Source organism: Streptomyces sp. NPDC029044 (assembly GCF_040637495.1).
Taxonomy (GTDB): Bacteria; Actinomycetota; Actinomycetes; order Streptomycetales; family Streptomycetaceae; genus Streptomyces.
Genome location: NZ_JBEZWN010000060.1, coordinates 21,354 through 45,953, shown reverse-complemented (window position 1 = coordinate 45,953; position 24,600 = coordinate 21,354). Strand labels below are relative to the sequence as shown.

Below are 24,600 nucleotides of genomic sequence, written 5' to 3'. Positions count from 1 at the left end.
GACCGTACGGTCCGGGCGTCCGACGCTTGCCGTGGTGGGGGCGACCGGAGCCGTCGGCACGGTCATGCTCCGGATCCTGTCCCAGCGGGCGGACGTCTGGGGCGAGATCCGGCTGATCGCGTCACCGCGCTCGGCCGGCCGCAAGCTGACCGTGCGCGGCGAGGAGACCGAGGTCCTCGCGCTCTCGGAGGAGGCCTTCGACGGGGTCGACGTCGCCATGTTCGACGTCCCCGACGAGGTCGCCGGGCGGTGGGCGCCCGTCGCCGCGGCCAAGGGCGCGGTGGTGGTCGACAACTCCGGCGTGTTCCGGATGGACCCGGACGTGCCGCTCGTCGTCCCCGAGGTCAACCCGCACGCCGTGCGGATGCGCCCGCGCGGGATCATCGCCAACCCCAGTTGCACGACGCTCTCCATGATCGTGGCCCTGGGCGCGCTGCACGCCGAGTTCGGGCTGCGCGAGCTGGTCGCCTCCTCGTACCAGGCCGTCAGCGGCGCCGGGCGCGAGGGCGTGGCGACGCTGCGGCAGCAGCTGTCCCTGGTCGCCGGCACGGAGCTGGGAACCAACCCCGGCGACGTACGGCGGGCCGTGGGGGACCGCACCGGGCCGTTCCCGGAGCCGGTCGCGCTGAACGTCGTGCCGTGGGCCGGGACGGCCCGTGAGGACGGCTGGTCGTCGGAGGAGCTGAAGGTGCGGGACGAGTCCCGCAAGATCCTCGGCCTGCCGGGCCTCCCGGTGGCCGTCACCTGTGTCCGGGTGCCGGTGATCACCACACACTCCCTGACCGTGCACGCCCGCTTCGAGGGCGAGGTCACCGTCGACAAGGCGCGCGAGATCCTCGCCACGGCGCCCGGTGTCGTGCTGTTCGACAACCCGGCCGCGGGGGAGTTCCCGACGCCGGCCGATGTGGTCGGCACCGACCCGACCTGGGTCGGGCGGGTCCGTCGGGCGCTGGACGACCCCACGGCGCTCGAACTGTTCGTGTGCGGGGACAATCTTCGCAAGGGCTCCGCGCTCAACACCGCGCAGATCGCCGAGCTGGTCGCCGCCGAGCTGCCCCGACCGGTCCCCGATCGGTTTTCGTGAAGTTTCGCCGCGGCACGACACCCCGGCCGATGTCATAGGCGGTTTGTAGGATCTCTGCACGACATGTGAGCCGGTCGATGGTCCGGACCACTTGTCCATGGCGCTTCGGCATCAGAGGATTTACCTCCCCGTCCTCCGCAACCGCGCGGAGGGCGGGGAGCGTCTTTGCGGTCGCCCTTCGGCCGTGGGAGCGCTTCATCAGGCGTGGGGACGCCTGGAACCGGGCGTGGGGACGTCCGTTCACATCTGGACATAGGGGAAGAGCGGGACGCATGAGGGCATTTGATGCACTATCGGTTGTGCTGCCTGACGCGGGTAGACCGTCGTCGACGGTCGGCGTGAAAGTGATGCCCGGCACGTACAACCCTGACAGGGGTCAGCGTGTCCAACAGGCGTGGCAGAGGTACTCGACTTCAGCGCGGCACGCGGCACGGTCCTTCGACCGCCCCGTCCGGCGGCTCTACGACCCCGCACGGCCGGTACGCCCGGTGGCATGCCGGTGATCGCGCCCGTGCCCGCAGCGCGGCCGGCCCGCATACCCAACCAGCGTGACGGCGCAGAGGACGGCGTCGCGGCCGGCACCTCCGTCGACCACCTCACCGAGACCTACCGCGCGCACTACCGCTCGCTGCTGGGTCTCGCCGCCCTCCTCCTCGACGACACCGCCTCCTGCGAGGACGTCGTCCAGGAGGCGTTCATCCGTGTCCACTCCGCCCGCAAGCGGGTCCGCGACCCCGAGAAGACCCTGGCGTACCTGCGTCAGACCGTCGTCAACCTCTCGCGTTCCGCGCTCCGCCGCCGCATACTCGGCCTGAAGCTGCTGTCGAAGCCCATGCCCGACATGGCCAGTGCCGAGGAAGGTGCCTACGACCAGCTGGAGCGCGACTCCCTCATCAAGGCGATGAAGGGGTTGCAGCGCCGCCAGCGCGAGGTGCTGGTGCTGCGCTACTTCGCGGACATGACGGAGGCGCAGGTCGCCGAGGCCCTCGGCATATCGCTGGGCTCGGTCAAGGCGTACGGCTCGCGCGGCATCGCGGCGCTCCGGCTGGCCATGGAGGCGCCGGCATGAGTGACCGCAACGGCACGGGCGGCCACGGGCGCGAAGGCCCCGAGCCCGCCGAGCGCCCCGAGGAGTGGCAGGCGCCGACAAGGCTGCACGGGCAAGATCCGAAGCAATCGCACGCTGGGAACGGAACTGTGAACCACGGCCCCGACGACCAGAGCCCCGACGGGCTCGACTCGGACGAGCTGGACCTGCGCACGATGCTGCACCAGGTGGTGCAGGAGGTGGAGCCGCGCGACGGCACCCTGGAGTACCTGCGCAAGGCGGTGCCCCAGCGGCGGACCCGCAAGCGGCAGGCCGTCGTCGGCATGGCCGCCGCCGCGCTCTTCATCGGCACCGCCATCCCCGCCCTGGTGCACGTCTCCAACGCCACCGGCTCCGACGCCAACCCGTCCGCCATCGGCCATGCCTCCGAGACACAGGGCGGCTCGGGCGAGGGGAAGGGCCCGGACGGCGGCGAGAGCACCGCGGGCGGCTCCTCCGGCAAGGCCGAGGGCAAGGAGAAGGGCGAGAAGAAGGAGAAGGAGAAGGGCAAGGGATCCGGCGCCTCCACGGGCGCGTCCCAGGGTGGTACCGACCCTTCCTCCACCGCCGCCGCCGGCATCCAGGCGTGCACCGCGGCCCAGCTCGGCCCGGCCTCCGGAAGCGCCGGCGCCCCCGACTCCACGGGCGCGGTCTCCGGCTCCTTCCGCGTCGTCAACGTCTCCGGCGCGGCCTGTACGGTCACCGGCCCCGGCTCGGTAAGCGCGCTGCCGCAGGGCGCCGCCGACATCAGCAAGGTGAGTCAGGCCCGGCACATCGCGGGCGACGCGGCGGCCGGTCTGCTGCCCGACCCGTCCCTGGAGGCCGCCCAGCTGGTGCTCCAGCCGGGCATCGGCTACGACGTGAAGTTCGCCTGGGTCCCCTCCGAGACCTGCCCCACCCCCGGCGGCAGCGTCGGCGGTCCCGACCCCAGTCCCGACCCGACCCCGTCGGAGGACCCGGCCACCACGGCCGGCACCTCCACCGGCGGCGACACGGGCACGGCCCCGCAGCTGGCCAGGGAGGACGGCACCGTCGACGGCAGCGTGGCTGTGTCGTACACCCCGGCCACCGGTTCGGGCGCGACCTCGGTGACGGTGCCCAACGCGTGCGCGGGCACGGTGTACTGGACGGGCGTGCTGGCGGGGGCGTAGGCGCGCACGGTGTAGCGGAGGGGCGTGCCGACGGGGGCGTGGGCACGGTCGTGGTGTGCTGGACGGGCCTGTCGGCGGGGGCGTAGCCGGTCACGGTGTGCTGGGCCGGCGGCTCGACGGCGGCGTAGGCACAGTCGTGGAGTGCTGGACGGGCCTGTCGGCGGGGGCATAGCCGGTCACGGTGTGCTGGACCGGCGGCTCGACGGCGGCGGAGGCACAGCCGCGGAGTGCTGGACGGGCCTGTCGGCGGGGGCATAGCCGGTCACGGTGTGCTGGACCGGCGGCTCGACGGCGGCGGGGGCACAGCCGCGGAGTGCTGGACGGGCCTGTCGGCGGGGGCATAGCCGGTCACGGGCACAATCGTGGAGTGCTGGACCGGCATGCCGACGGCGGCGTGGACACAGTCGTGGAGTGCCCCACGGGCCTGTCGGCGGGGGCGTAGCCGGTCACGGTGTGCTGGACCGGCGGCTCGACGGCGGCGGGGGCACAGCCGCGGAGTGCTGGACGGGCCTGTCGGCGGGGGCATAGCCGGTCACGGTGTGCTGGACCGGCGGCTCGACGGCGGCGGAGGCACAGTCGTGGAGTCCTGGACGGGCCTGTCGGCGGGGGCATAGCCGGTCACGGTGTGCTGGGCCGGCGTCCCGACGAGGGCGTACGAAGGCGAGCAGCCGCGCCCGGGGCTGCGGAACCCACCCCGACCCCGGCGAAGACGCCCCTCACTTCACGGCGGCGTCCACGGCGACGGGCTCCTCGCCCGTCACCAGTCCCAGCTCCGCATCCCGCACGGACTCCACCTCACGCCGCAGCAGCCGGAACCACATGAAGATCACGAACCCCACGAAGGCGAACCACTCGGCGGTGTAGCCCAGGTTCTGGAAGGCCTTCAGGTCCAGCCCCGAGTCCGGCGGCGCGGCGGCCGGCACCGCCTTCATCCCCGAGTCACCCTTCGACAGTGTGACCCACGCGTCGTACACGTCGTACGGCACCAGGTTCACCAGGGACGCCGCGCTGATCGCCGCCGTCTGCCCGGCGGGCAGACCGCCTTGCGCACTGACCCCGTTGTCCCCCGGCGTCTCCGACGCCTGGAGCGCCCCGGTGACGGTGACCTCACCGGCCGGCGGGGCGGGAACCCGCGCCGTCCCCGCGGCCCCGGGCAGCCAGCCCCGCACCACCGGCAGCGCCTCACCCGAGCCGGTCCGCAGCAGGGCCAGCACGTAGAAGCCCTGCCTGCCGTCGAGTTCCCGGCCGGGCACCAGGAGCTGCTTGCCGTACCGCCCGCTCGCGGTGACCAGTTTCCCGGACGTGGCCTTGGTCACCGGCAGCATGTCCTTGAGGGGACGGGGAGCCTCGCGTCCGGCCTCGGCGACCTGCTCGGTCGCGGTGCGATGGTCCTGCACCCGGTCCTCGAACCGGCCCAGCTGCCAGGACCCCATGAAGATGCAGAAGGGGATGGACAACAGCACGAAGACGTTGATCCCCCACCATCGGGGCGTCAGCAGAAACCGGTACACACCCCCACGGTACGGGGCTGTCGGGCAGTCCCCGCCCGCGGGGTCGGCAACGGGGAGGGCCCGCCCGGGAGTCCGGCGGGGAAGAGAGAGCGGTTGCCGACCTCCCCGGCCTCGGCGGGCGCGACGTCAGGCCGCGGGGCCCGACGGGCCCGGCTGGGGGGAACCGTGGAGGTTGTCCACAGGCTGGGGACCTCGCCAGCGCATTGTCGGCCCGGGCGGGCAGTATGGGGCCATGACTGAGAGCAACGGGTCCGACGCGCGGGATCAGCGGGACCAGCACGAGCAAGTGGTACAGGCGGGACAGCAGGAGCGGATGCCGGACTGGGAAAAGCGCTTTCGGGCGCCCCGGGTCTCCCTGCCCGACTGGGCGGAGGACGCACCGGACCGCTCCTTGTTCGTCTCCAACGCGACCGGTACGTACGAGCTGTACGCCTGGGACCGGTCGACGGGCGAGCAGCGCCAGGTGACGGACCGGCCGAACGGCACGACGGACGGCGTGCTGTCCCCGGACGGCGCGTGGATCTGGTGGTTCGACGACAAGGACGGCGACGAGTTCGGCGTGTGGCGCCGCCAGCCCTTCGCGGGCGGCGCGGACGAACCGGCCGCCGAGGGCCTGGAGGCCTCCTACCCGGCGGGCCTCGCCCTCGGCCGCGACGGGCGTACGGCGGTCGTGGGCCGCTCCACGGACGAGGACGGCACGACCATCCACCTGGTGCGCACCGGTGAGGAACCGGTGGAGATCTACCGCCACCGCGAGTCGGCCGGCGTCGGCGACCTCTCCCACGACGGCTCGCTCATCGCCATCGAGCACACCGAGCACGGCGACGCGATGCACTCCGCGCTGCGTGTCCTGCGCCCCGACGGCTCGGCGGTCGCCGACCTCGACGACACCGAGGGCGGCACCCGGGAGCTGGGCCTGGAGGTCCTCGGCTTCGCCCCCGTCGACGGTGACACGCGTCTGCTCATCGGACACCAGCGCCGCGGCCGCTGGGAGCCGCTGGTGTGGGACGTGGCCACCGGCGAGGAGGCGGACCTGGCGCTGGAGCTGCCGGGCGACGTCAGCGCCGAGTGGTACCCGGACGGCAGCGGCCTGCTCATCGTGCACGGCTTCGAGGCCCGCAGCGAGCTGTTCCGCTACGACCTGGCAGGCCGCGCCCTCACGGAGATCCCGACCCCGCCGGGCACGGTGTCCGGTGCGACGGCCCGGCCCGACGGCAGCGTGGAGTTCCTGTGGTCGTCGGCGGCCGAGCCGTCCGCGGTCCGCTCCACGGCGGGCGGCGTCGTGCTCGACCCGCCCGGCATGAAGTCGCCCGGCTCGGTGCCGGTGGAGGACGTGTGGGTGGAGGGGCCGGGCGGCCGCATCCACGCCCTCGTCCAGAAGCCGCAGGGCGCGACCGGCCCGCTCCCCACGGTCTTCGACATCCACGGCGGGCCCACCTGGCACGACAGCGACTCCTTCGCGGCGGCCCCCGCGGCCTGGGTCGACCACGGCTATGCGGTGATCCGTGTCAACTACCGCGGCTCCACGGGCTACGGCCGTGCCTGGACGGACGCCCTGAAGCACCGCGTCGGCCTCATCGAGCTGGAGGACATCGCCGCGGTCCGCGCATGGGCCGTCGACTCCGGCCTCGCCGACCCCGACCGGCTCGTCCTCACCGGCGGCTCCTGGGGCGGCTACCTCACCCTCCTCGGGCTCGGCGTCCAGCCCGACGCGTGGACCCTCGGCATCGCGGCGGTGCCCGTCGCCGACTACGTCACGGCGTACCACGACGAGATGGAAGCGCTGAAGGCGATGGACCGCACGCTCCTGGGCGGCACGCCCGAGGAGGTCCCCGACCGCTTCGAGGCCTCGTCCCCCCTCACCTACGTCGACCGGGTCACGGCCCCGGTCTACATCTCGGCCGGCGTCAACGACCCCCGCTGCCCGATCCGGCAGATCGAGAACTACGTCAAGCGCCTGGAGGCGCGAGGCGCGGTCCACGAGGTGTACCGCTACGACGCCGGGCACGGGTCGCTGGTGGTGGACGAGCGGATCAAGCAGGTGCGGCTGGAGCTGGAGTTCGCGGAGAGGCACCTCAAGGGGGTGTCGGGCGCCCAGTAGCCCGGGAGGCGGGGGCGGTGTGGCGGCTGCGGCCGGGATGTGGCCGGTCGCGCAGTTCCCCGCGCCCCTTCGGGCGCTTCGCGCCCCAGGGGCGTTCCGGCGTCCCGTTACGGCCCCGACCGCTCCCGCCGCCTCCGCCCCAGCAGTTCCGCGAGCCCCCGTCGGGTCGCCGCCAGCACCACCCGGTCCCCGGCGCCCAGCACATATGTAGGAGGCAGATCCCACACCAGTCCCGAAGCCGGCACCCGTTCCTCGCCCGTGGGCTCCCCCTCGCCCCGCCGCCCCCCTGGAGGTGACGTGTTGAGCGCCAGCACCCGCCAGGCCCCGGCCCGGAACGCCTCCCCGACCGTCCGCCCCTCCAGCTGCGGATGCCCGGCCACGTCCAGCTCCGCGAACAGCAGCACCCGCCGCTCCACCGGGATCGCCCCCAGGATCTGCCGCCCCATCATCGCCCCGGCGAACGCGGGCGCGGCCAGGTGCGACACACTCCGGCTCCGCGTGAGGGCGAACGGATGCGCGGCCCGCAGCGTCCGGTACACGGCCGTCGCGAAGTCGTCGTCGTACAGCCGCAGCACGACCCGCAGATCGGGCCGCACGGAGCGCGCGTACAGCGACGCCTCCAGGTTCGTCGTGTCCGCACTGGTCAGCGCCAGCAGTGCGTGCGCCCGGTGGATCTTGGCGGCCTCCAGCACCCCCTCCTGGGTGACGTCCCCGAGCACCACCGGCACCCGCAGCCGCCGCGCGGTGGCCATCCCCCGTGCGTCCGGGTCGGACTCCACACACACCACGGGGATGTGCAGCTCCCGCAGCCGCGTCAGCACCCGCGTCCCGATCTTGCCGAGCCCCAGCAGCACCACGTGCCCGCCGAGCCCGCGCGGCGGCTTGCGCAGCGCGGACGCGCTGCGGAACGTGCCGAGTGCCTCCAGCACCGCCGCCAGCAGCACCGGCAGCAGCAGCAACCCGACCAGCCCGGACAGCAGTTGCAGTACCTGCCGCGCGGTCGACTCGTGGAACGCCGGATCGTTGATGCCGAACAGATCGAGCAGGGTCACGTACGTCGCGTACAGCGGATGCTCGTCGGTCACGATCATCAATCCGACGGCGAGCGCCAGCACACAGCCCACCAGCCCGGCCAGCGACCACCGCAGCCGCCGCGAGAACAACGAGGCGAACGGCGGCACACCGCCCCGCCCGGCGGGCAGGGACGGCCCGGAGTACGACACCTGCTCCAGCACGACGGTGCCGCGCCCGGTCGCCGCCGCCACCGCGGCCTCGTCCGGCAGCAGCCGTGGCCCCTGCTCCCCGCTGCCCTCGGAACCGTCCGCACCGGCCGGGTCGTTGCTCGTCGCGGACAGCAGCGCCAAGGTGCACAGCCCCGGGTCGGCGACCTCGCCCGGCCGCGGCGGCTGCCGTTCCACCGCACGCAGCACGAGTCCTTCCGTCTGGACGACCTTGCTGGTGCCGACGAGGGCGGTGGCGGCCAGCGCGGGCGCGGCCGTGTCGGCGTCGGACAGCACCGTCGTCGACGCGTCGAGGCCGGCACCCTGCCCGTCCCCCGAGGCCACGGCGGCGGTCTGGTCCAGCAGTTCCTCGATGTGCTGCCCCAACCGCCGGTTGTACAGCCGGAGTACGAGGCGGAGGCGGGGGTTGAAGCGGCGGGCGGTGAGCGCGGCACGGATGTTGGTCTCGTCGTCGTCGTAGACGAGCGCCAGTGCCGCCGCCCGGTCGGCGCCCACCTCGGTGAGTACCGCCTCGGTGACCTCGGCGGCCTCGACGACCTGTTCGTTCGCGGCCGGTTCGCCGCCGCCCGCCCCCGCCCGGCCGCCGGCCGCGCTCACCACCCGGTCGAGCAGCGCAGCCGAAGCGGCCCGGGCCCGTCCGGCCACGGGCCGGCGCACCCGCCTGCCGGAGGGCGGTACGACGAGCGTGACCTGCTCGGCGTAGACACCGCGGAGTTCGGCGGCCAGTCGGTGCGCGAGCCCGTCGTCACCGCACACGATCATGTGCGTGGCCGGATCACTCGGCTGACCTTGGTTCGGAACGCTCCCCACGGGGAGAAGACTGCCTCACCGGGACGACGGGTTCCAGAAGGGGACGGTGCCGCGTGAACGCCGGGCCGCCGCCGTCCGTACGCAAGGGGAGGGAATGGGGAATGCCCTTGCGCACCACCGGAGGTACCGGGCCCGTGGCCATCACGAAGACCGACCCGCGAGGCAGCGCCGAGCGCGGGGCCCCCGAGACGGACGGCGGCGGGGAGGCGGGCTCCGGGGAAGAGGGCCGGCACCTCAACTCCCCCCTCCTGCTGACCCTTGTGCTGCTCACGGCGGTGATGTTCCAGGACCCGATCCGCGGGGCGCTGGCCGCTCCGGTGATGCAGAGCTGGATGACGGTCTTTGTGGCGGTCATGGTCCAGGCGCTGCCGTTCCTGGTGCTCGGGGTGCTGCTCTCGGCGGCGATCGCGGTGTTCGTGCCGCCGTCGTTCTTCGCCCGGGCCCTGCCGAAGCGCCCGGTCCTCGCGGTCCCGGTCGCGGGCGCGGCCGGTGCGGTCCTGCCGGGCTGCGAATGCGCGTCCGTCCCGGTGGCCGGAGCCCTGGTCCGCCGGGGGGTCACACCCGCGGCGGCCCTGGCCTTCCTCCTGTCGGCACCCGCCATCAACCCGATCGTGCTGACGGCGACGGCTGTGGCGTTCCCCGGCAACCCGGAGATGGTCCTGGCCCGCTTCGTCGCCAGCCTGCTGGTGGCCTGCTCGATGGGATGGCTCTGGCACCGCCTCGGCCGCACGGACTGGCTCCGGCCCCCGGCCCGCGCGTCGTACGAGGGCCGCGGCAGGGGAGCGGCCTTCTGGGGCTCGGTCCGCCACGACGTGACGCACGCGGGCGGGTTCCTGGTGATCGGCGCCATGGCCGCGGCGACCCTGAAGGCCGTGGTCCCGGCACAGTGGCTGAGCCTCGCGGCGGGCAACCCCGTGCTGTCGGTCCTGGTCCTCGCGGTCCTGGCCGTCCTGCTCTCCATCTGCTCGGAGGCGGACGCGTTCGTGGCGGCGTCCCTGACCCAGTTCTCCCTGACGGCCCGTCTGACGTTCCTGGTCGTCGGCCCGATGATCGACCTGAAGCTCTTCGCGATGCAGGCGGGCACCTTCGGCCGCGCCTTCGCCCTGCGCTTCGCCCCCGCGACCTTCGCCCTGGCCGTCGTCGTATCGGCCCTGACCGGAACGGTCCTGCTGTGAACCGCCTGGCCCAGACGGCCCTCCTCTTCCTGCTCGGCGCGACCCTCCTGCACGCCGCCACGACCGACCTCTACCTGCGCTACGTCAAGGAGGGCCTGCGCCCCCTGGTCCTGCTGGCGGGCGCGGTCCTCATCGCCACGGCGGCCGCCACCCTCTGGTACGACCGCCGCACCCCCGCCGACGACCCCCACCCGCACCGCGAACCCCGCGTCTCCTGGCTCCTCGCACTCCCGGTCCTCGCCCTGATCCTGGTCGCCCCGCCGGCCCTGGGCTCCTACAGTGCCGCGCACACCGGCACGGCCCTGACGAAACCCTTCGGCTTCCCGGCCCTCCCCGACGGTGACGCCCCCCTGCGCCTCGCCGTGGCCGACTACGCGGGCCGCGCGGTCTACGACGACGGCCGCTCCCTCCACGACCGCCGCCTGAAGATCACCGGCTTCGTCACCCTGGACCGGAAGGGCACCCCCTACCTGGTCCGCATGGGCCTCAACTGCTGCGCGGCCGACGCCCAGCCGGTCAAGATCGCACTGACGGGCGCCATCCCCCCGGTCCTGCGACCGGACACCTGGCTGGAGATCACGGGCACCTACACCCCCCGCCGCATGAAGGACCCGGTCAACGGCGGCCCGATCCCGTACCTGAAGGTGACGACCGCCCGACCGGTCCCCACCCCGCACGACCCGTACGACGAGACGTGGAACACCTGAACTGCGGTGTGCCGCCCGCCCTTTGGGGTACTCGGGGAGAACCGCTGATCAGCGAGGAGTACGCATGAGCACACTCCACGGCGAGCACACGGCGGAACTCGACCCGCCACGCCGGTCCGAGGCGGTCCGCGCGGAACTGGCCAGGGCCGACCACCGGGCCGGCCTGACCCTGGCCACCCTCGGCGCGGCCCTGACCGCCCTCCTGGCCGCGATCACCACCGGGGTCATCACCCCCACCCAGTACGCCACGGTCCCCCAGCTCCTCCTGTGGACCGGCTGCGCGGCCTGCGCCCCGTCCCTGGTCCTCCTGAGCCTGGCCACCGGGCCCCGGCCCACCGACATCCCGTTCCGCCACCGCCGGATACGGCAGGCGATGGTGTGGGGTGCGGTGTTCCTGACTCTCACCTTGGCCGGGACGCTGGCCGGGGGGCTGTCCTAGGTGTATGGGCCGACCCCGACTGAGTGGATCAGCGCAGTCCGGCGATGAGATCGTTCTCGGGTACGGCCGCGCCGGTGGAGTCCTGGACGCGTACGAAGGTCTCCATGCCCATCAACTCGCCGAACCTCTCCTTGCCCATCTTGAGGAAGAGGATGTTCTCGCCCTGGCTGGCGTGCACGGCCGGCGCGTCGAACTTCTGACCGCTGAACGCGGTGGTGTCCGCCCACGTGGTGATCTCATCGTCGAGGAGGCCGATCCCGGCCATCGCAGCGGCCTCGGCAGGATCCGGCTCCGGCATGTCCGGATGAAGCTCGCGACTGCTCTCGGGGGCGGGCTCGACGTCGATGCCGATGACGGCCTCCTGCCATGCCTGTAGACCCGCGCCGAGGAAGCGGTGCCGGTCGCCGTTTGCGCGGCGCTCGTAGGAGTACGGCAGGGCGTGGGCCTGCACCGCGGTCGAAGAAGCGTGGAGCGACGCCGGTGTGCCGTGGCGCGCGGGGCCGGGGGGAAGGTGTTTCGACCGCGTCGGCGGGCAGGTCGGCGATGCTGCGCAGGCGCCAGACGAGGACGTCGCTGACCGACCCAGCGGTGTCCAGTTCGCGGTGGGCGACGGCTTCGGTCAGCAGCTCCTGGGGGTTGTGGCCGGCCTGGTAGGCGTGGGTGACGGTGGCGGCCAAGGCGGGCCAGCCCGGTTCGTTCACTACCGCCTCGGCGATCTCGGGTGTTGTGGCGTGGAGGGTTGCGGCCCAGTCGCGCACGGGCTGGACCAGACGCAGGCGCTGGGCGTGCAGACGGGCCATGGGCCCTTCGGCGGCGGCAGCGTAGGCGGCGCGCAGGTGGGCGGCGGCGTGGCCGGCCGCTTCGGCCCGCTGGGCGTGGTGACGCTGGGCGTGCCAGTGAGAGGCGGCGGTGGCGAGGAAGAACAGGGTGTCGATCAGCATCGCCGTGGTCGCGCCGTCCTCCCCTCGGCCCAGCGCCGGACCGCTGTAGCGAGGTTGCGAGCGGCTCGGCGCAGGGCCTGGGCATGCCGGTACTCGGCACGGGTGTGAGAGCGCGTGGCTCGCTCGAACGCCCAGGCTCCTCACGGAGTTGCTGGCGAATGTGCGCTGCGCTGGTCTGGGCGAGGGTGTCCAGCATCTCGCCGGTCGCTGCGATGCGGGCCGCCGCGGCGCCGTCGCCGTCCTGGTCGAGGATGACCAGGGCGGTCCAGGCGGCGCGGGTGGCCGCGCGCCGGGCGGTAGCCGGTGCCGACACAGCTGCGCGCGAGCGGGTGGTCGGCCGACGTGTGGCCGCTTCCTGCTCGTCCTGGGTGGACGTCGTGGGTAGTGGGGAAGCGTTCGTGTGGGAGTTCCCGGTATTGGACCACGAGTTGGTGGCCGGGCCAGTAGACGTCGACCGGCAGTTCGGCAAGCCGGCCGCCCGTCCCGGGGTCGCCCTGTAGCTCGTCGAACTTGTGCTGGGTCAGTGCGGTCTCGCCGAGCACCTGGCTGCGCAAGCCGACTACGTACGCCTCGTCACTCTCATCTGACGTTTCTCATGAGCGCGCATCATGCCAGCGTTCGCAGTCATCAAGGCAGGTCTTTCGAGGCGGCTGTCACACCGGCCCGTACGGATTTCAGAGGTCGTCTTCATCGACGGGTTCGGGCTCGCGGGTGTAGGCGAGGTCGAGGACGTAGCGTTCGGTGACGGGGCAGTTGTTCCAGGCTTCGGTGAGCTGGTCTTCGGGGGAGTCGTCGGTGAGTTGGTCGAGGGTGGTGTTGTAGTAGTCGGCTGCTGCTTGGCGGTTCTGCCACCAGGCGTGGCCTTCATAGACGCCGGGACGGGGCAGGGTGATCTCGTCGGCGGGTCCGCGGTCGAGCTGGCCGACGACCAGGACGCCTGTCTCGGATTCGAGGCTGACGTCGGTGTGGCCTTCGGCCTCGGCGGGCGGGGTGGGTGGGGTGTCCCAGATGCGGATCGTCATCTGGGCTTTCATGTCCGGTTGCAGGCTGAGGAGGTACAGGTGGTAGCCGTTGCCGGCCACCACCTGTGTCTCCGCGGCATCCATGGCTGCTTCGTCGCCGAGGTAGGCGTCCGCGTCGTAGACCTCCAGCATGCGGCGGCCGGGGGTGGCGGTGACGTTGTGTTCGGCGAGAAGCGCCATGGTCAGTGGTGTCTTCCTGCTAGTTGGTGATCTTCACGTAGAAGGGGTCGCCGTCCAGGACGCGGTTGAGGGTGTACATCTCGTTGAGGCGCTCTCCGCCCTTGCGGTTGTCCTTACCGTCGATCAGCCGGACGGAGAAGCGGTTGTCGCCCTTGGTGGACCCCTCCTTGGTCGAGGCGAAGGGGTACTCGTCGCACTCCAGGCCGCTGCCGGCGTAGTCGCCCCAGACCTTCTTGCATTCCTTGATGGACTTCTTGCGATTGTCTTCGATCTTCTTCGGATCGACGACTCGGCGCAGGGGTTCCTTCGATCCCGGAACGCTCTTCCCGGGCCAGGAGGGGAAGGTGCGCTCGGGGCGGTTCAGGGCGTCGTAGATGTGCACGGCGCTTTCGTTGACCGCCGAGTCCTTCTGACTCATCACGAGTTCCACACGCGCCTTCGTGAAGACGGTGCCCTTGTACTTGCCCGCGACCTTACCGGCGTAGTCATAGCGGACGCCCGCGTTGTAGACGTTGCTGCCTTCCAAGTACGGGGTGGAGTTGGGGGAGCCAGCGCTCAGGTCCATCGTGACGGTCGAAAGGACGCGTTGCTGGTTGCCCTGGTCGAACAAGGCGCCTTTGTCCGGGGAGGTGTAGGTGAGGTTCCAGTGGGGCTTGGTGTCCCACACGCCGAGCAGTTCATCGCGGTTCACGGTCTGTGGCGCGGTCACCCTGGGATCCGGATCGCTCTTGGATGCGTTGATGCTGTGGTGAAAGTGCTGGCCGATCCGCCACTTCGTGGCATCTTCGGTGGGTATCGGATCGACCCATATGTTCTCGATGCTGGCCACATAGTCGACGCGCCGACTGCCGTCGTAGGCGAAGCCGAGAACCCATTGGTCGAACGTGAGGCGGCCGAGCGTGGTCGTACCCCTGATGTCACGCAGCACCAGGTCAAATGGACGTTTCTGGCAGCTCTCGAAGCGGGATTTGATCCACCCGGTGACGGTCTTCGCCTGTGCCGCGTGGTTGGCACACTGCTGTCGCAGGTCCTGCTGGTCGCCGGGAGCCGGGTCGGCCGCTGCCTGCCACGCCACGGGCTTCGATCCGTGGGATCGGGCGTATTCGGCGTACGGGATGGGCTGGTCGAGGCCGCGCAGTTCCTCGGCGGGGAGAGAGGCGGCGTCGACGAACACCGCGCCCTCGGGGGCCGGGTCGTTCGGGGGCGCCGCGGCGTGGGCGGCTGTGCTGGTGGCCGTGGTGAGCAGTGTCAAGGCCGCCGTGGTGGCGGTGACGCGGGCGAGACGTATGAGTGCGGTGCGAATCTTCACCAAGGGACTCCTTGCTGGCGTGCGGAAGCGGCGGGGTGTCTGCGGCACGTGGCGATCACGAGGCATCGCAGAGCTCGCCCCAGCACGCCTCCAGCAGTGCGCCGGTGTGTGCGGAGTAGCGGGCGGTGAAGCCGTCGAAGCGGCGGTCGGTGCGCTGCAGTCCGGGAGTGGTGCTGGTGGAGGTCACCGTCCAGGCGGCGTCGCCACTGCTGCTGTCGGCCGCGTGCGGGTGAGCCTTCAGCGCGGAGGGTGAGGTGGGTGGCTTGACGGCGAGGGCGTCACTGGGGACGCCGAAGGCGGCTGCAGCTCGGGCCCGGATGTCAGAAGCCGATATGTCCGCAGCTGTGGCCTCCTCCGATGGCCCACCGGACGGCACGGCGGCGGCGTTGCAGACCCGAACGGTGACCACGCACTCGGATAGGCCAGGCACGCTGGCCAGGCAGCTGTCGGGGTCGTTCTCCAGGCAGGCCTGCAGAGCCTGCTGGTCCACGCCGTTGAACGTGGCGGGCAAGCCGGCCGCAGCAACATCCCGGCTGCGCGTCGGAGCAGCCGGGGATGCAGTGGCGGCGGCCTGCCGGCGCGGCTTGCTCACGGTCCACTGGGTGAACTTGCTGTTGTCGGTCAGCTTGGTGGTGAAGCAGTTCGGCGGCTTGTGGGTCGTGCTGCACACGGGGAGCGTGACGGACTTGGCTACGTTGGGCGTCGCCACCTGCTGCCACACCTTGTTCCCGGTCATGAACTGCATACGGTTCGCGATCGAGGGGACGTTGATGTACTTGGGTCCCATCACCTCGAGACCGACGTCGATGCGGTTGGTGTTACCACCCAGCACCTTGAGCTGTTTGGTGGTGGAGCCGACCTTGTTGAAGTCGTAGAGCACATCCCACTGGTTGCCGCTGTCCTGGCGGACGGTCATGTAGGTGTGGTTGCGCTTGTCCGGCTTGGTCGGGTTGACCCCGGCCTTGATGGCTGTCGTGCGACCACCGCTGGTAGTCAGCTCCGACCAGCGCGGCCCGTAGGTGTGGGTGGTCTTCCCCGTCTTCTCCGCGTACAGGCCGATCTCGATGTTGGGAGCCAGCGGACCGCTCGACGTGTTCGGGCTGACGCGCATGTAGTTGGCCACCTGCACGGTCGTAGACCCGGTGTCGACCTGATCGAAGGTGATCGGTATGTTGCGCCAGGTGGCGAAGCCGCCGATCATCGGCTCGCCCGGCTGACTGCACGTCATCGCCCAGAAGGTGATCCGGGCGTTGTAGAGGCCGGTGCAGGCTTCCTTGGGCGCGGCGGCACTCGCGGACGGGGCGGTGCCGAGGATGGTGAGTGCGGTGACCCCGGCGCATGCCGAGGCCAAGAATCTCGCGCGCGAACGCGACAAGGTTCCCCCTAGGAACGATCAAGAGTGGTCACAGGGGAACCTACAGGTGCTCTATTTCTGGCACATCTGTTTATAAGGCAAGTTGGCTGAGTCGCTGCACGTGATCACGGCCACGTCTGTCGTCGGCTCACCGGTACCTACACCGGGGTAAGGGACGTTGCCTTGGAGTGAATCCACACGGTCCGCAGCCAGCGGCCGAGGATTGTCTCGCGTACGGCGCGCGCTCAGATGGCCTGTCTTGTTGACGGGTAGCGAAGCCCACGCGGTTCCAGTGAAACTGTCGTGTCCCGTCTCGTGGTGTAAGCGACCTTGCTCGAATCGCTGCGGTAAACCGCGCGCCGACGACGTCGCGGGAGCCCGACATCGTGCCCGGCTGACCTGCCGTCAGCGCCACGGGCGGCCCCGAGCAGCGTCGATGCGGCGGTGACCAGCATCTTCCGGGTACTTGATCGGCTCCACCACTTGGCGGGAGCCATCTGCGTCGCCTCAGCAGTTGCCGACGCAGCTCCTGAAGTCCGCCTGAAACTCCGGCAGGAGTTCGTCACTCACCGAACAGACTGTCCTGTACGTACTCGACGACCTTCCGCTCCGGGTAGAAGACGGCCAGCAGCATGAACGTTTTGGGATGGGCCGCGATGTTGCCTACAAAGAAGTGAACGGCTCGGTTCGAGGCACACATCCGGTTGTACCAGCGCTCGCGGAGCGCATCACGGGCCCCGCGCTCGCCGTACTTGCGCAGGAACTTGCGGTACGACTGGCCGGCCTCCCAGTCAGCGAAAGCTGTAGCGGAGGTCGAGTGGCACCCACTCCAGCGGGTTCAACTCCTGCTCGAACAGATCGATTTGGTCGGCCAGCGCGGCTTTGGAGGCAGACCAGGGCTCGGCGGGCTCCAGCCAGAAACGGTGTCCGGAGCCGTCCACGCTTGTCCGCCGCTGTCCGGCGGCGTTGTCACGCAGTTAGACACTCACCCGGCATGCGCGACCTGAACTTCAGTCGCCCGCGAACCATAGGTAACTGCCCGGAGTGGCTGCGCATTCACCCAGCATCCTCGCGAGGTCGTCCAACGCGGCGAGCTGACGCTCGTCACCGCATCGCTGCTTCAGCTCGCCAATCTCCCGGACGGCGGCTGCAGCGTCCTGCTCGTTCATCAAGGTGTCCCCGTACAGATCGACAGCAGTGAGCCTGCCGGGCACGCCGAGGAGCTGAAGCGAGCCGAGCGCATCGGCTAGAGCATCGCCATGCCCGTAGGAACTCTGCAAGAGCGTCGCGCGCCAGTTCTTACGCGCCGGCCGTGATGAGTGCAGCTCCAGATCAATCCCCATGCTCCATGATGCACGGCCCGAGCTGCTGCACAGCCACAACTGATCACCGGCGGCCGGCGACTTCATCCAGCACCAGCTGGAGGAGGCCGCCTGATGACCAAGCGACGCAGCCGCGGCGACGGTGGGCTTCCCTGGGACGAGAAGAGACAGCGTTGGATCGCCACGGCGAACCTCGGCTTTGATCCGAGCGGCAAGCGGATCGTGAAGCGGGGGAGTGGCAGGACCAAGACAGGGGCGAAGAACAAGCTCAAGGGGGTGTTGCGGGACCACGAAGACGGTCTCGCGATCGCGCCCACGGGCTACACCGTCGCCGATACCGTGAACGACTGGCTCGCCTTCGGCCTGGCGGGTCGTGACCCGGGCACCGTCGAGACCTGCACCATCCTGAGCCAGAACCACGTGATCCCCGCTCTGGGCGCCCGGAAGCTCCGCGACCTCAGTGCGGAGGACGTCGACCGCTGGCTGGCCGCCAAGGCCAAGACCCTCAGCACTCGCACGCTGCAGTCCGTCCACTCCTGCCTGAACCGCTCGGTCAAGCGGGCCATGGCGCGGGACAAGGCGAAGCGCAACGTAGTCGAGCTGTGCTCCGTGCCTCAGGGCCAGGTTGGCGACCGTCCAAGGCGCTCACTTTGGCCCAGGCCGAGGCGGTACTCAAGGCAGCCGAGGGCACCTCGATGCACGCGTACATCGTCGTTGCCCTGCTCACCGGTGCCCGCACTGAGGAGCTGCGAGCGCTGACCTGGGACCACGTCTTCCTCAAGGGCAGGCCGGACGCTGATCCGCCGCAGCCTCCGCACATCCTCGGCCGTGGGCAAGCCGCTCGACGCAACCAACGTCCGGCGCGCCTTCCGCCAGGCGCTCAAGGACGCCGAGGGGATCAACGCCGACGAGTGGACGCCTCGGGAGCTGCGGCACAGCTTCGTGTCGCTGCTGTCCGACCGAGGGGTCCCGCTGGAGGAGATTTCCCAGCTCGTGGGGCACTCCGGTACGGCCGTGACCGAGGAGGTGTACCGGAAGCAGATCCGGCCCGTGATCCAGACCGGCGCCGTGGTCATGGACGGCATCTTCAAGCGGGATCCGGAGCGGTAGTCACTCAGATAGACACGCACAACGAATCAGACCCACCTAGGAACGCTCCTAGATGGGTCTGACCTTGTGTTTCTCTGTCGGGGTGGCGGGATTTGAACCCACGACCTCTTCGTCCCGAACGAAGCGCGCTGCCAAGCTGCGCTACACCCCGATGTCGCTGCTGTCGCGGCGACGACGTTTACTTTAGCCCACCGGTGGCTAGAGACGAAATCCGGTTTTACCGCGGTGGCGGATGGGGTTCGGGCGGGCGTGGTCGAGGGCCACGAGGAGCACGGCCAGGGCGTAGAAGGAGAGGCCCAGGAGGAGGGCGTTGCCGAGGACGCGCTTGAAGCCGTCCTGGCCGACGTCCAGGAACGGGTAGAGGTAGCGGTCGGGCGTGCCCGGGAGGAGCAGTTCGCCCCGGGTGAGGCAGAAGGCCAGGTAGGCCATGGGGTAGAGGAGCCAGGTGCTGGCCTGGCGGAGGTGCATGCGGCCGGGGGACGTGAGCAGGAGCCAGTCCAGTACCGCCGCGACCGGGGTCACGGTGTGCAGTACCGCGTGGGAGAGGGCCTGCGTGCCCGTCGGGGCGGCGGCCTCGCCCGTGAGGGAGAAGGGGCTCGCCTCGTTCACCAGGAGCAGGTGGTGCACCAGGGCCGCGATGACGACGTAGAGCAGGGTCGCTCCCAGGACGGCGCCCGGCAGGGGCCGGCCGGTCGTCCACGCGCGGCGGGCCGAGAGGGCCATGACCAGCGCCAGCAGCATGTTGCTCTGGATCGTGAAGTGGCTCATGACCCGGGACGGGTCACCGAGGAGCAGTTCGAGCGTCACGCCTCCGGCCGCCGCGAGGGCGATCAGCAGGCGGAAGGCCGCGGCCGCGGGGCGGCGGACCGGGGTGACGACGGCCGTGGCAGGCACGGGGGAGGGCTTCAGTGCCGGCGGGGACGGGATCGCTGGGAGGTCCGGGATGTCCCGGGGTATCGGGGCGGTCATGCCCCCACGCTGGCAGAAACGGACATAGGGGGCGATGTGGGCGGGGCTGTGTGGGTTACCCGGCCCCGGCCGACCTCAGGCCTTGGCCCCGACCGGCTCCGGCCTCAGTCCCGACCAGCCGCCGGCCCTGGTTCCGTCCGGCTCCGGCCGCAATCCCGACCGGCTCCGGCCCCAGTCCCGTCCGGTCCCGGCCGCGGTCCCGGCCAGCCGCCAGCCCTGGCTCCGTCCGGTCCCGGCCACAAACCCGACCGGCTCGGCGGCCCCAGTCCCGTCCGGCTCTCGCCCCGTCCCGCCCGGTCCCTCTGCGTTACCCCCGCGGGTCCTCGTCGCGCCCGACCAACGTCAGCAACGTGGCCTCAGGCGGGCACGCGAACCGTACCGGCGTGTAGCGGTTCGTGCCGCAGCCCGCCGACACGTGCAGGTACGACGTGTTGCCCTCCGCCCTGTGGCGGGACAGGCCCTTCACCCGGTCCGTGTCCAGGTCGCAGTTGGTGACCAGGGCGCCGTAGAAGGGGATGCACAGCTGGCCGCCGTGGGTGTGGCCGGCCAGGATCAGGGGGTAGGCGTCGGCCGTGAAGGCGTCCAGGGTGCGCAGGTAGGGGGCGTGTACGACGCCCATGGAGAAGTCCGCCGCCTCGGACGGGCCGCCGGCCACTTGCGCGTAACGGTCCCGCTTGATGTGCGGGTCGTCCAGGCCCGTGAGCTCCACCGAGGCGCCCTCCAGCTTGAGCTCGCCGCGCGAGTTGGTCAGGTTGAGCCAGCCCGCCGCGTCGAAGCCGTCCCGCAGGTCCTCCCACGGGTTGTGCACCACGCCCTCGGCCGGCGCGTTGCCGTTGAGCCCGTGGCGGCCCTGGGCCTTCTCCAGCAGGTAGCGGGCGGGGTTGCGCAGTTTGGGGCCGTAGTAGTCGTTGGAGCCGAAGACGTACGCGCCCGGGAACTCCAGCAGGGGGCCGAGCGCGTCCAGGACCTCGGGGACGCCCTCCGGGTCGGACAGGTTGTCACCCGTGTTGATCACGAAGTCGGGGCGCAGGCCGGCCAGTGACCGCAGCCAGCGCTGCTTCTTGCGCTGGCCCCCGACCATGTGGATGTCGGAGACCTGGAGCACACGCAGCGGGCGCATTCCCGGGGGCAGGACCGGGACGGTGACCCGGCGCAGGCGGAAGGAGCGGGCCTCGAAGCCCGCCGCGTACAACAGACCGGCGGCGCCAGCCGCCGCGATTCCCAGGGGGACTCCGTATCGCGCGCGCATACGACCATCGTGTCAGACCCCGGCCCTTGCCCGTGCCCGTGTGGTGCCCGTGCGGTGCCCGAATTCCCGTGACACCACCGGCCCTTCGGTCGCGGCCTCCTAAATGAAGGGGCGCTCCGCCTCCCGCACCTGCGACAATCGACCCCATGACCACGCTCAAGTCGAAGCTGCAGGACGACCTCAACGTTGCGATCAAGGAGCGCGACGAGCTGCGCTCCTCGACGCTCCGGCTGACGCTCGCCGCGATCACCAAGGAGGAGGTCGCGGGCAAGGAGAAGCGCGTGCTCTCCGACGACGAGGTGCAGAAGGTGATCGCCCGGGAGGCGAAGAAGCGGCGTGAGGCGGCCGACGCCTTCGCTCAGGGCGGCCGTGCCGAGCAGGCCGAGCGGGAGAAGGCGGAGGGCGAGGTCCTCGCCACCTACCTGCCGCAGCAGCTGTCGGACGAGCAGCTCCAGGAGATCGTCGCCCAGGCCGTCGAGGAGGCGAAGGCGGCCGGTGCCGAGGGGCCGCGGGCCATGGGCGCGGTCATGAAGATCGTGAACCCGAAGGTGGCCGGGCAGGCCGAGGGCGGCCGCGTCGCCGCCGCGGTGAAGAAGCTGCTGGCCGGCTGAGCCGGTGATCGTCCCAGCGCCCTGCTGACCCGGCGCCGGCGCCCGGAGACGCTGGCGTCCGCCTGACCTCGGCCTTTCAGCCGGACGGAGACGGCCCCCTCTCACCCACGCGGGTAAGAGGGGGCCGTCCCTTTCGGCGTCACATCGGTCGATCAGCCGAACCGGCCGCCGTTGCCGTTGCCGCCGCCGTTGCTCTGGCCCCGGAAGAAGCCCTCCGGGATGGAGAACGAGGGCGTCGGGAAGGGCTCGCCGCCGCCTCCGCCGTTGTTGTTGCCGCCGACGAGGCCGCCGATGAAGCCGTCGTCGTCGCCGTTCCCGCCGTCGTCTCGGCCGCCGTCGTCGTCCCCGTCACCGCGGTCCCGCGGCTTGCTGTCGGGGATGTGGACGGTGTTGAAGTCCTCGACGGGCTTGCCCTCCAGCGCGCCGGACATCATGTCGCCCCAGATCGGGCCGGGGACCTCACCACCGAAGACCTTGGCGTGCGACCGGCCGCCGATGGTGATGCCGACCATCTTGCGCTTGTGTGCGGGGTCGCCGACCCAGACCGCGCCGGCCATGTTCGGCGTGTAGCCCACGAACCAGGCCGCGTAGCGCTCGTCCGTCGTGCCGGTCTTACCGGCGCTGGGACGGCTGCCGAGACCGGCCTTCTTGCCCGTACCGTCCTCGACCACGCCCTTCAGCAGCGCGTTGATCGTGTCGGCGGTGTTCTCCGACATCGCGCGCGAGCAGGTCGACTTCGGCACCTCCAGCGACGAGGTCTTGTCACCGACCCGCCGGCTGACCGACTCGATGGCGACCGGTGTGCAGTACATGCCGCGCGAGGCGAAGGTCGCGTACGCGTTCGCCATGGTCAGCGGGGACATCTCCTGCGTGCCGAGGGCGATGGAGGGCACCTGGGGCATTTTGTCGCCGTCGGCCCGCACGACGCCCATCTTCTTCGCCATCGTCGTCACCGGGCAGATGCCGATGTCGCTGATCATCTGCACGTAGTAGGTGTTGACCGACTTGGCGGTCGCCTCCCGCATGTCGTACGGGCCGACCTCGGAGGAGTTCTCGTTCTCCAGCTTGGCCGGGTTGTCGGGGTCGTTTACCCAGCGCTTGCCGTCGCAGGCCGAGACCGGGCTCGGGTACGCCATCCGGTACGGCGACGAGTACACCTTGTTCGCCGGCATGCCGTCCTCGAGGGCGGCGGCGGCCACGATCGGCTTGAACGTCGAACCGGGCTGGTAGCCCATGCCGCCGCCCATGTCGCCGTCGACGGACAGGTTGAGGGTCGTCTCGCCCTCCTTGATGTCGACGCCGTACGGACGTGACTGGCCCATGGCGAGGATCTTGCCGGTGCCCGGCTGGACGAGGGAGACGGCCGTGGCGACCTCGTCGCTCTTGTAGACGTGCTCCTTGATGGACCGCTGCGCCGCGTTCTGGGCCTGCGGGTCCATGGTCGTGCGGATGGTGAGGCCGCCCTGGTTCCAGATCTTCGCGCGCTGTTTCTTGGACTTGCCGAACACCGGGTCGTTCAGGAAGACCTCGCGCACGTAGTCGCAGAAGAAGCCCGCGCCCTTGACCGCCGTGATGCAGCCGTTCTTGGGCTTGCTGACCTTCAGGCCGAGCGGTGCCTTCATCGCGTCGGCGGCCTGCGCCCGGGAGATGTCGCCGACGGCCGCCATGCGCTGGAGGACGGTGTTGCGGCGCTTGGTGGCCTCCGTCTCGTCGTTGACCGGGTCGTACCGGCTGGGCGACTGGACGATGCCGGCGAGCAGGGCCGCCTGCTCCAGGTCGAGGTCCTTGGCGGACGTGGAGAAGTAGCGCTGGGCCGCTGCCTCGACGCCGTAGGCCTGCTGGCCGAAGAACGTGATGTTCAGGTAGTTCTCGAGGATCTTCTTCTTGCCCAGCTCCTCCTCGACCTGGATCGCGTACTTGAGCTCGCGGATCTTGCGGCCGATGGTCTGCTGGGTGGCCTGCGCGACCTTGGTCGGGTCGTTGCCCGCCTCCTCGACGAAGACGTTCTTCACGTACTGCTGCGTCAGGGTGGAGGCGCCCTCGGAGACCCCGCCGGTCTGCGCGTTCTTGTTGAGGGCGCGCAGGACACCCTTCAGGTCGACCGCGCCGTGCTGGTAGAAGCGCGAGTCCTCGATCGCGACGATCGCCTTCTGCATGTACGGCGAGATGTCCTTGAGGGGGACCACTGTGCGGTCACGCGAGTAGACCGTGGCGATCTGGCCGCCGTCGGCGTCGAGGATCGTGGTGCGCTGACTCAGCGGCGGGGTCTTCATGTTGGCCGGGAGCTCGTCGAAGCTCTCGACCGATCCCTTGGCCGCAAGTCCCAGCGCGCCCACCGCCGGGAGCGCGATGCCGGCCAGCACGGCTCCCGCGAGGACACTGACACCGAGGAACTTGGCGGCCTGCTGCGTGGGAGACAGACCACCGCCCGAGCGCTTGTTTGGCATGAGGGCAGCCTACGTTCTCATTCGCCGGACAGGCGTATAGGCCTTGGCCTAAGCTGCTCTCAACTGTCACAGCAGTGAGGTCACGTATCAATACGTCCGACGACCCCGAATCGTTCTGGGTGTTCCCCAACTTTTTTGGTGGGGCCGTGTCCGAATCCGCCTTGTGTGTCATACGGCGTCCGTTGTGACGCAGCTGAACTGTCCCGGTTTGCCGGGAAAGTTACGTATGCCGCCAGCTCACTCCCCCGGGTGATCTGCCGCTTACCCATAGTCCGTTCGGGCCATTCAAGATTGGGCCCGAAGGGGGTGTTGCGCTGTGCCCACCTTCCGTAACGTCCTCAACTGGCGGCGGTGAATATGCCGCTGCCGCCGTGGGGGAGCCTCGATTCGGGAGAGGACGGCGCCGGTATGGGCTGGGTAGTCGACTGGAGTGCGCAGGCGGCCTGCCGCACTACCGATCCGGATGAACTGTTCGTTCAAGGAGCAGCGCAGAACAGGGCCAAGGCGGTGTGCACCGGCTGCCCGGTGCGCACGGAGTGCCTGGCCGACGCGCTCGACAACCGCGTCGAGTTCGGTGTGTGGGGAGGTATGACGGAGCGGGAGCGCCGCGCACTGCTGCGCAGGCGTCCCACGGTGACCTCCTGGCGCCGGCTGCTGGAGACGGCGCGCACGGAGTACGAGCGGGGGTGCGGTGTTCTGCCCCTCGACGACGACGAGATCTACGAGAACTACGCGGCGGTGAGCTGAGGAGTCCCTCTCGGGAACTCCCCAGGCCCAGGT

The 24,600-nt window shown here is 70.6% G+C and carries 21 protein-coding genes, 1 tRNA gene and 3 pseudogenes; 11 read left to right on the top strand and 14 right to left on the bottom strand.

The window, feature by feature from the left end; translation table 11 throughout:
- The 3 genes from AB0E85_RS32305 to AB0E85_RS32295 form a co-directional block, all read left to right on the top strand.
- Nucleotides 1–1,084 (top strand): aspartate-semialdehyde dehydrogenase (locus AB0E85_RS32305; protein WP_361934725.1); only part of this gene is annotated, 1,084 nt, incomplete at its 5' end.
- A 493-nt stretch (nt 1,085–1,577) separates the two neighbouring features.
- Nucleotides 1,578–2,153 carry a SigE family RNA polymerase sigma factor gene (locus AB0E85_RS32300; RefSeq protein WP_184560790.1) on the top strand — a complete coding sequence of 192 codons (576 nt, stop codon included), beginning with the start codon at nt 1,578–1,580 and terminating at the stop codon, nt 2,151–2,153.
- Complete coding sequence (locus AB0E85_RS32295) at nt 2,150–3,322, top strand: hypothetical protein (protein ID WP_361934722.1); 1,173 nt, start codon at nt 2,150–2,152, stop codon at nt 3,320–3,322. The genes AB0E85_RS32300 and AB0E85_RS32295 overlap by 4 nt, the downstream gene beginning before the upstream one ends.
- A 716-nt stretch (nt 3,323–4,038) precedes the next feature.
- Here AB0E85_RS32295 and AB0E85_RS32290 read toward each other — a convergent pair.
- Complete coding sequence (locus AB0E85_RS32290) at nt 4,039–4,833, bottom strand: SURF1 family protein (protein WP_361934719.1); 795 nt, start codon at nt 4,831–4,833, stop codon at nt 4,039–4,041.
- 232 nt (nt 4,834–5,065) lie between these two features.
- Here AB0E85_RS32290 and AB0E85_RS32285 point away from each other — a divergent pair, with 232 nt between their 5' ends.
- Nucleotides 5,066–6,934: a prolyl oligopeptidase family serine peptidase gene (locus AB0E85_RS32285; protein ID WP_361934717.1), complete on the top strand. Its 1,869-nt coding sequence runs from the start codon at nt 5,066–5,068 to the stop codon at nt 6,932–6,934.
- Nucleotides 6,935–7,041: 107 nt separating this feature from the next.
- Here AB0E85_RS32285 and AB0E85_RS32280 read toward each other — a convergent pair whose 3' ends face one another.
- Nucleotides 7,042–8,937 (bottom strand): NAD-binding protein, encoded by a 1,896-nt coding sequence (locus tag AB0E85_RS32280; protein ID WP_361934728.1) that lies wholly within the window; start codon nt 8,935–8,937, stop codon nt 7,042–7,044.
- A 149-nt stretch (nt 8,938–9,086) separates the two neighbouring features.
- On the opposite strand from AB0E85_RS32280, the gene AB0E85_RS32275 reads away from it, so the two are divergent.
- From AB0E85_RS32275 to AB0E85_RS32265, 3 genes are all read left to right on the top strand, one after another.
- The gene (locus tag AB0E85_RS32275) at nt 9,087–10,160 is read left to right on the top strand and encodes a permease (protein WP_361934715.1); all 1,074 of its coding nucleotides are present in this window, start codon (nt 9,087–9,089) and stop codon (nt 10,158–10,160) included.
- Nucleotides 10,157–10,867: a TIGR03943 family protein gene (locus tag AB0E85_RS32270; RefSeq protein ID WP_361934712.1), complete on the top strand. Its 711-nt coding sequence runs from the start codon at nt 10,157–10,159 to the stop codon at nt 10,865–10,867. Before AB0E85_RS32275 ends, AB0E85_RS32270 begins: the two co-directional genes overlap by 4 nt.
- Nucleotides 10,868–10,931: 64 nt before the next feature.
- The gene (locus AB0E85_RS32265; RefSeq protein WP_361934710.1) at nt 10,932–11,306 is read left to right on the top strand and encodes a hypothetical protein; all 375 of its coding nucleotides are present in this window, start codon (nt 10,932–10,934) and stop codon (nt 11,304–11,306) included.
- Nucleotides 11,307–11,334: 28 nt separating this feature from the next.
- On the opposite strand, the pseudogene AB0E85_RS32260 reads toward AB0E85_RS32265, so the two are convergent.
- Nucleotides 11,335–11,622, bottom strand: a pseudogene (locus AB0E85_RS32260) (GlcNAc-PI de-N-acetylase); the annotation flags it as partial.
- Nucleotides 11,623–11,830: 208 nt separating this feature from the next.
- Nucleotides 11,831–12,560 (bottom strand): annotated as a pseudogene (locus AB0E85_RS32255) (mobilization protein); the annotation flags it as partial.
- Between the two features lie 64 nt (nt 12,561–12,624).
- On the opposite strand from AB0E85_RS32255, the gene AB0E85_RS32250 reads away from it, so the two are divergent.
- Complete coding sequence (locus AB0E85_RS32250) at nt 12,625–12,747, top strand: hypothetical protein (protein WP_361934707.1); 123 nt, start codon at nt 12,625–12,627, stop codon at nt 12,745–12,747.
- Between the two features lie 174 nt (nt 12,748–12,921).
- Here AB0E85_RS32250 and AB0E85_RS32245 read toward each other — a convergent pair whose 3' ends face one another.
- The 6 genes from AB0E85_RS32245 to AB0E85_RS32220 form a co-directional block, all read right to left on the bottom strand.
- Complete coding sequence (locus AB0E85_RS32245; protein ID WP_361934705.1) at nt 12,922–13,449, bottom strand: hypothetical protein; 528 nt, start codon at nt 13,447–13,449, stop codon at nt 12,922–12,924.
- 19 nt (nt 13,450–13,468) lie between these two features.
- Nucleotides 13,469–14,758, bottom strand: a complete 1,290-nt coding sequence (locus AB0E85_RS32240) for a NucA/NucB deoxyribonuclease domain-containing protein (protein WP_361934702.1) — start codon at nt 14,756–14,758, stop codon at nt 13,469–13,471.
- A 55-nt stretch (nt 14,759–14,813) separates the two neighbouring features.
- Nucleotides 14,814–16,109, bottom strand: coding sequence for a hypothetical protein (locus AB0E85_RS32235; RefSeq protein WP_361934699.1), 1,296 nt, complete (start codon nt 16,107–16,109; stop codon nt 14,814–14,816).
- Nucleotides 16,110–16,674: 565 nt separating this feature from the next.
- Nucleotides 16,675–16,812, bottom strand: coding sequence for a hypothetical protein (locus AB0E85_RS32230; protein ID WP_361934696.1), 138 nt, complete (start codon nt 16,810–16,812; stop codon nt 16,675–16,677).
- 91 nt (nt 16,813–16,903) lie between these two features.
- Nucleotides 16,904–17,053 (bottom strand): hypothetical protein, encoded by a 150-nt coding sequence (locus tag AB0E85_RS32225; RefSeq protein WP_361934694.1) that lies wholly within the window; start codon nt 17,051–17,053, stop codon nt 16,904–16,906.
- Nucleotides 17,054–17,122: 69 nt separating this feature from the next.
- Entirely contained in the window at nt 17,123–17,455 is a 333-nt protein-coding gene (locus AB0E85_RS32220; RefSeq protein WP_361934692.1) for a hypothetical protein, read from the bottom strand.
- 93 nt (nt 17,456–17,548) lie between these two features.
- Between AB0E85_RS32220 and AB0E85_RS32215 the strand changes: the two are divergent.
- Nucleotides 17,549–18,544, top strand: a pseudogene (locus tag AB0E85_RS32215) (site-specific integrase).
- Between the two features lie 77 nt (nt 18,545–18,621).
- On the opposite strand, the gene AB0E85_RS32210 reads toward AB0E85_RS32215, so the two are convergent.
- The 3 genes from AB0E85_RS32210 to AB0E85_RS32200 form a co-directional block, all read right to left on the bottom strand.
- Nucleotides 18,622–18,695, bottom strand: a tRNA-Pro gene (locus tag AB0E85_RS32210).
- Between the two features lie 47 nt (nt 18,696–18,742).
- Entirely contained in the window at nt 18,743–19,513 is a 771-nt protein-coding gene (locus tag AB0E85_RS32205) for a Pr6Pr family membrane protein (RefSeq protein WP_361934690.1), read from the bottom strand.
- Between the two features lie 307 nt (nt 19,514–19,820).
- Nucleotides 19,821–20,762, bottom strand: a complete 942-nt coding sequence (locus AB0E85_RS32200; RefSeq protein ID WP_361934688.1) for a metallophosphoesterase — start codon at nt 20,760–20,762, stop codon at nt 19,821–19,823.
- A 146-nt stretch (nt 20,763–20,908) separates the two neighbouring features.
- On the opposite strand from AB0E85_RS32200, the gene AB0E85_RS32195 reads away from it, so the two are divergent.
- Nucleotides 20,909–21,373: a GatB/YqeY domain-containing protein gene (locus tag AB0E85_RS32195; protein ID WP_361934686.1), complete on the top strand. Its 465-nt coding sequence runs from the start codon at nt 20,909–20,911 to the stop codon at nt 21,371–21,373.
- Nucleotides 21,374–21,525: 152 nt separating this feature from the next.
- Here the strand turns inward: AB0E85_RS32195 and AB0E85_RS32190 are convergent, their stop codons facing one another.
- A complete protein-coding gene (locus tag AB0E85_RS32190; RefSeq protein ID WP_361934684.1) occupies nt 21,526–23,820 on the bottom strand; it encodes a transglycosylase domain-containing protein in 2,295 nt (764 codons plus the stop codon).
- A gap of 408 nt (nt 23,821–24,228) precedes the next feature.
- Between AB0E85_RS32190 and wblA the strand changes: the two genes are divergently transcribed.
- Complete coding sequence (gene wblA / locus AB0E85_RS32185) at nt 24,229–24,567, top strand: transcriptional regulator WblA (protein WP_030846174.1); 339 nt, start codon at nt 24,229–24,231, stop codon at nt 24,565–24,567.
- Nucleotides 24,568–24,600: the final 33 nt, after the last annotated feature.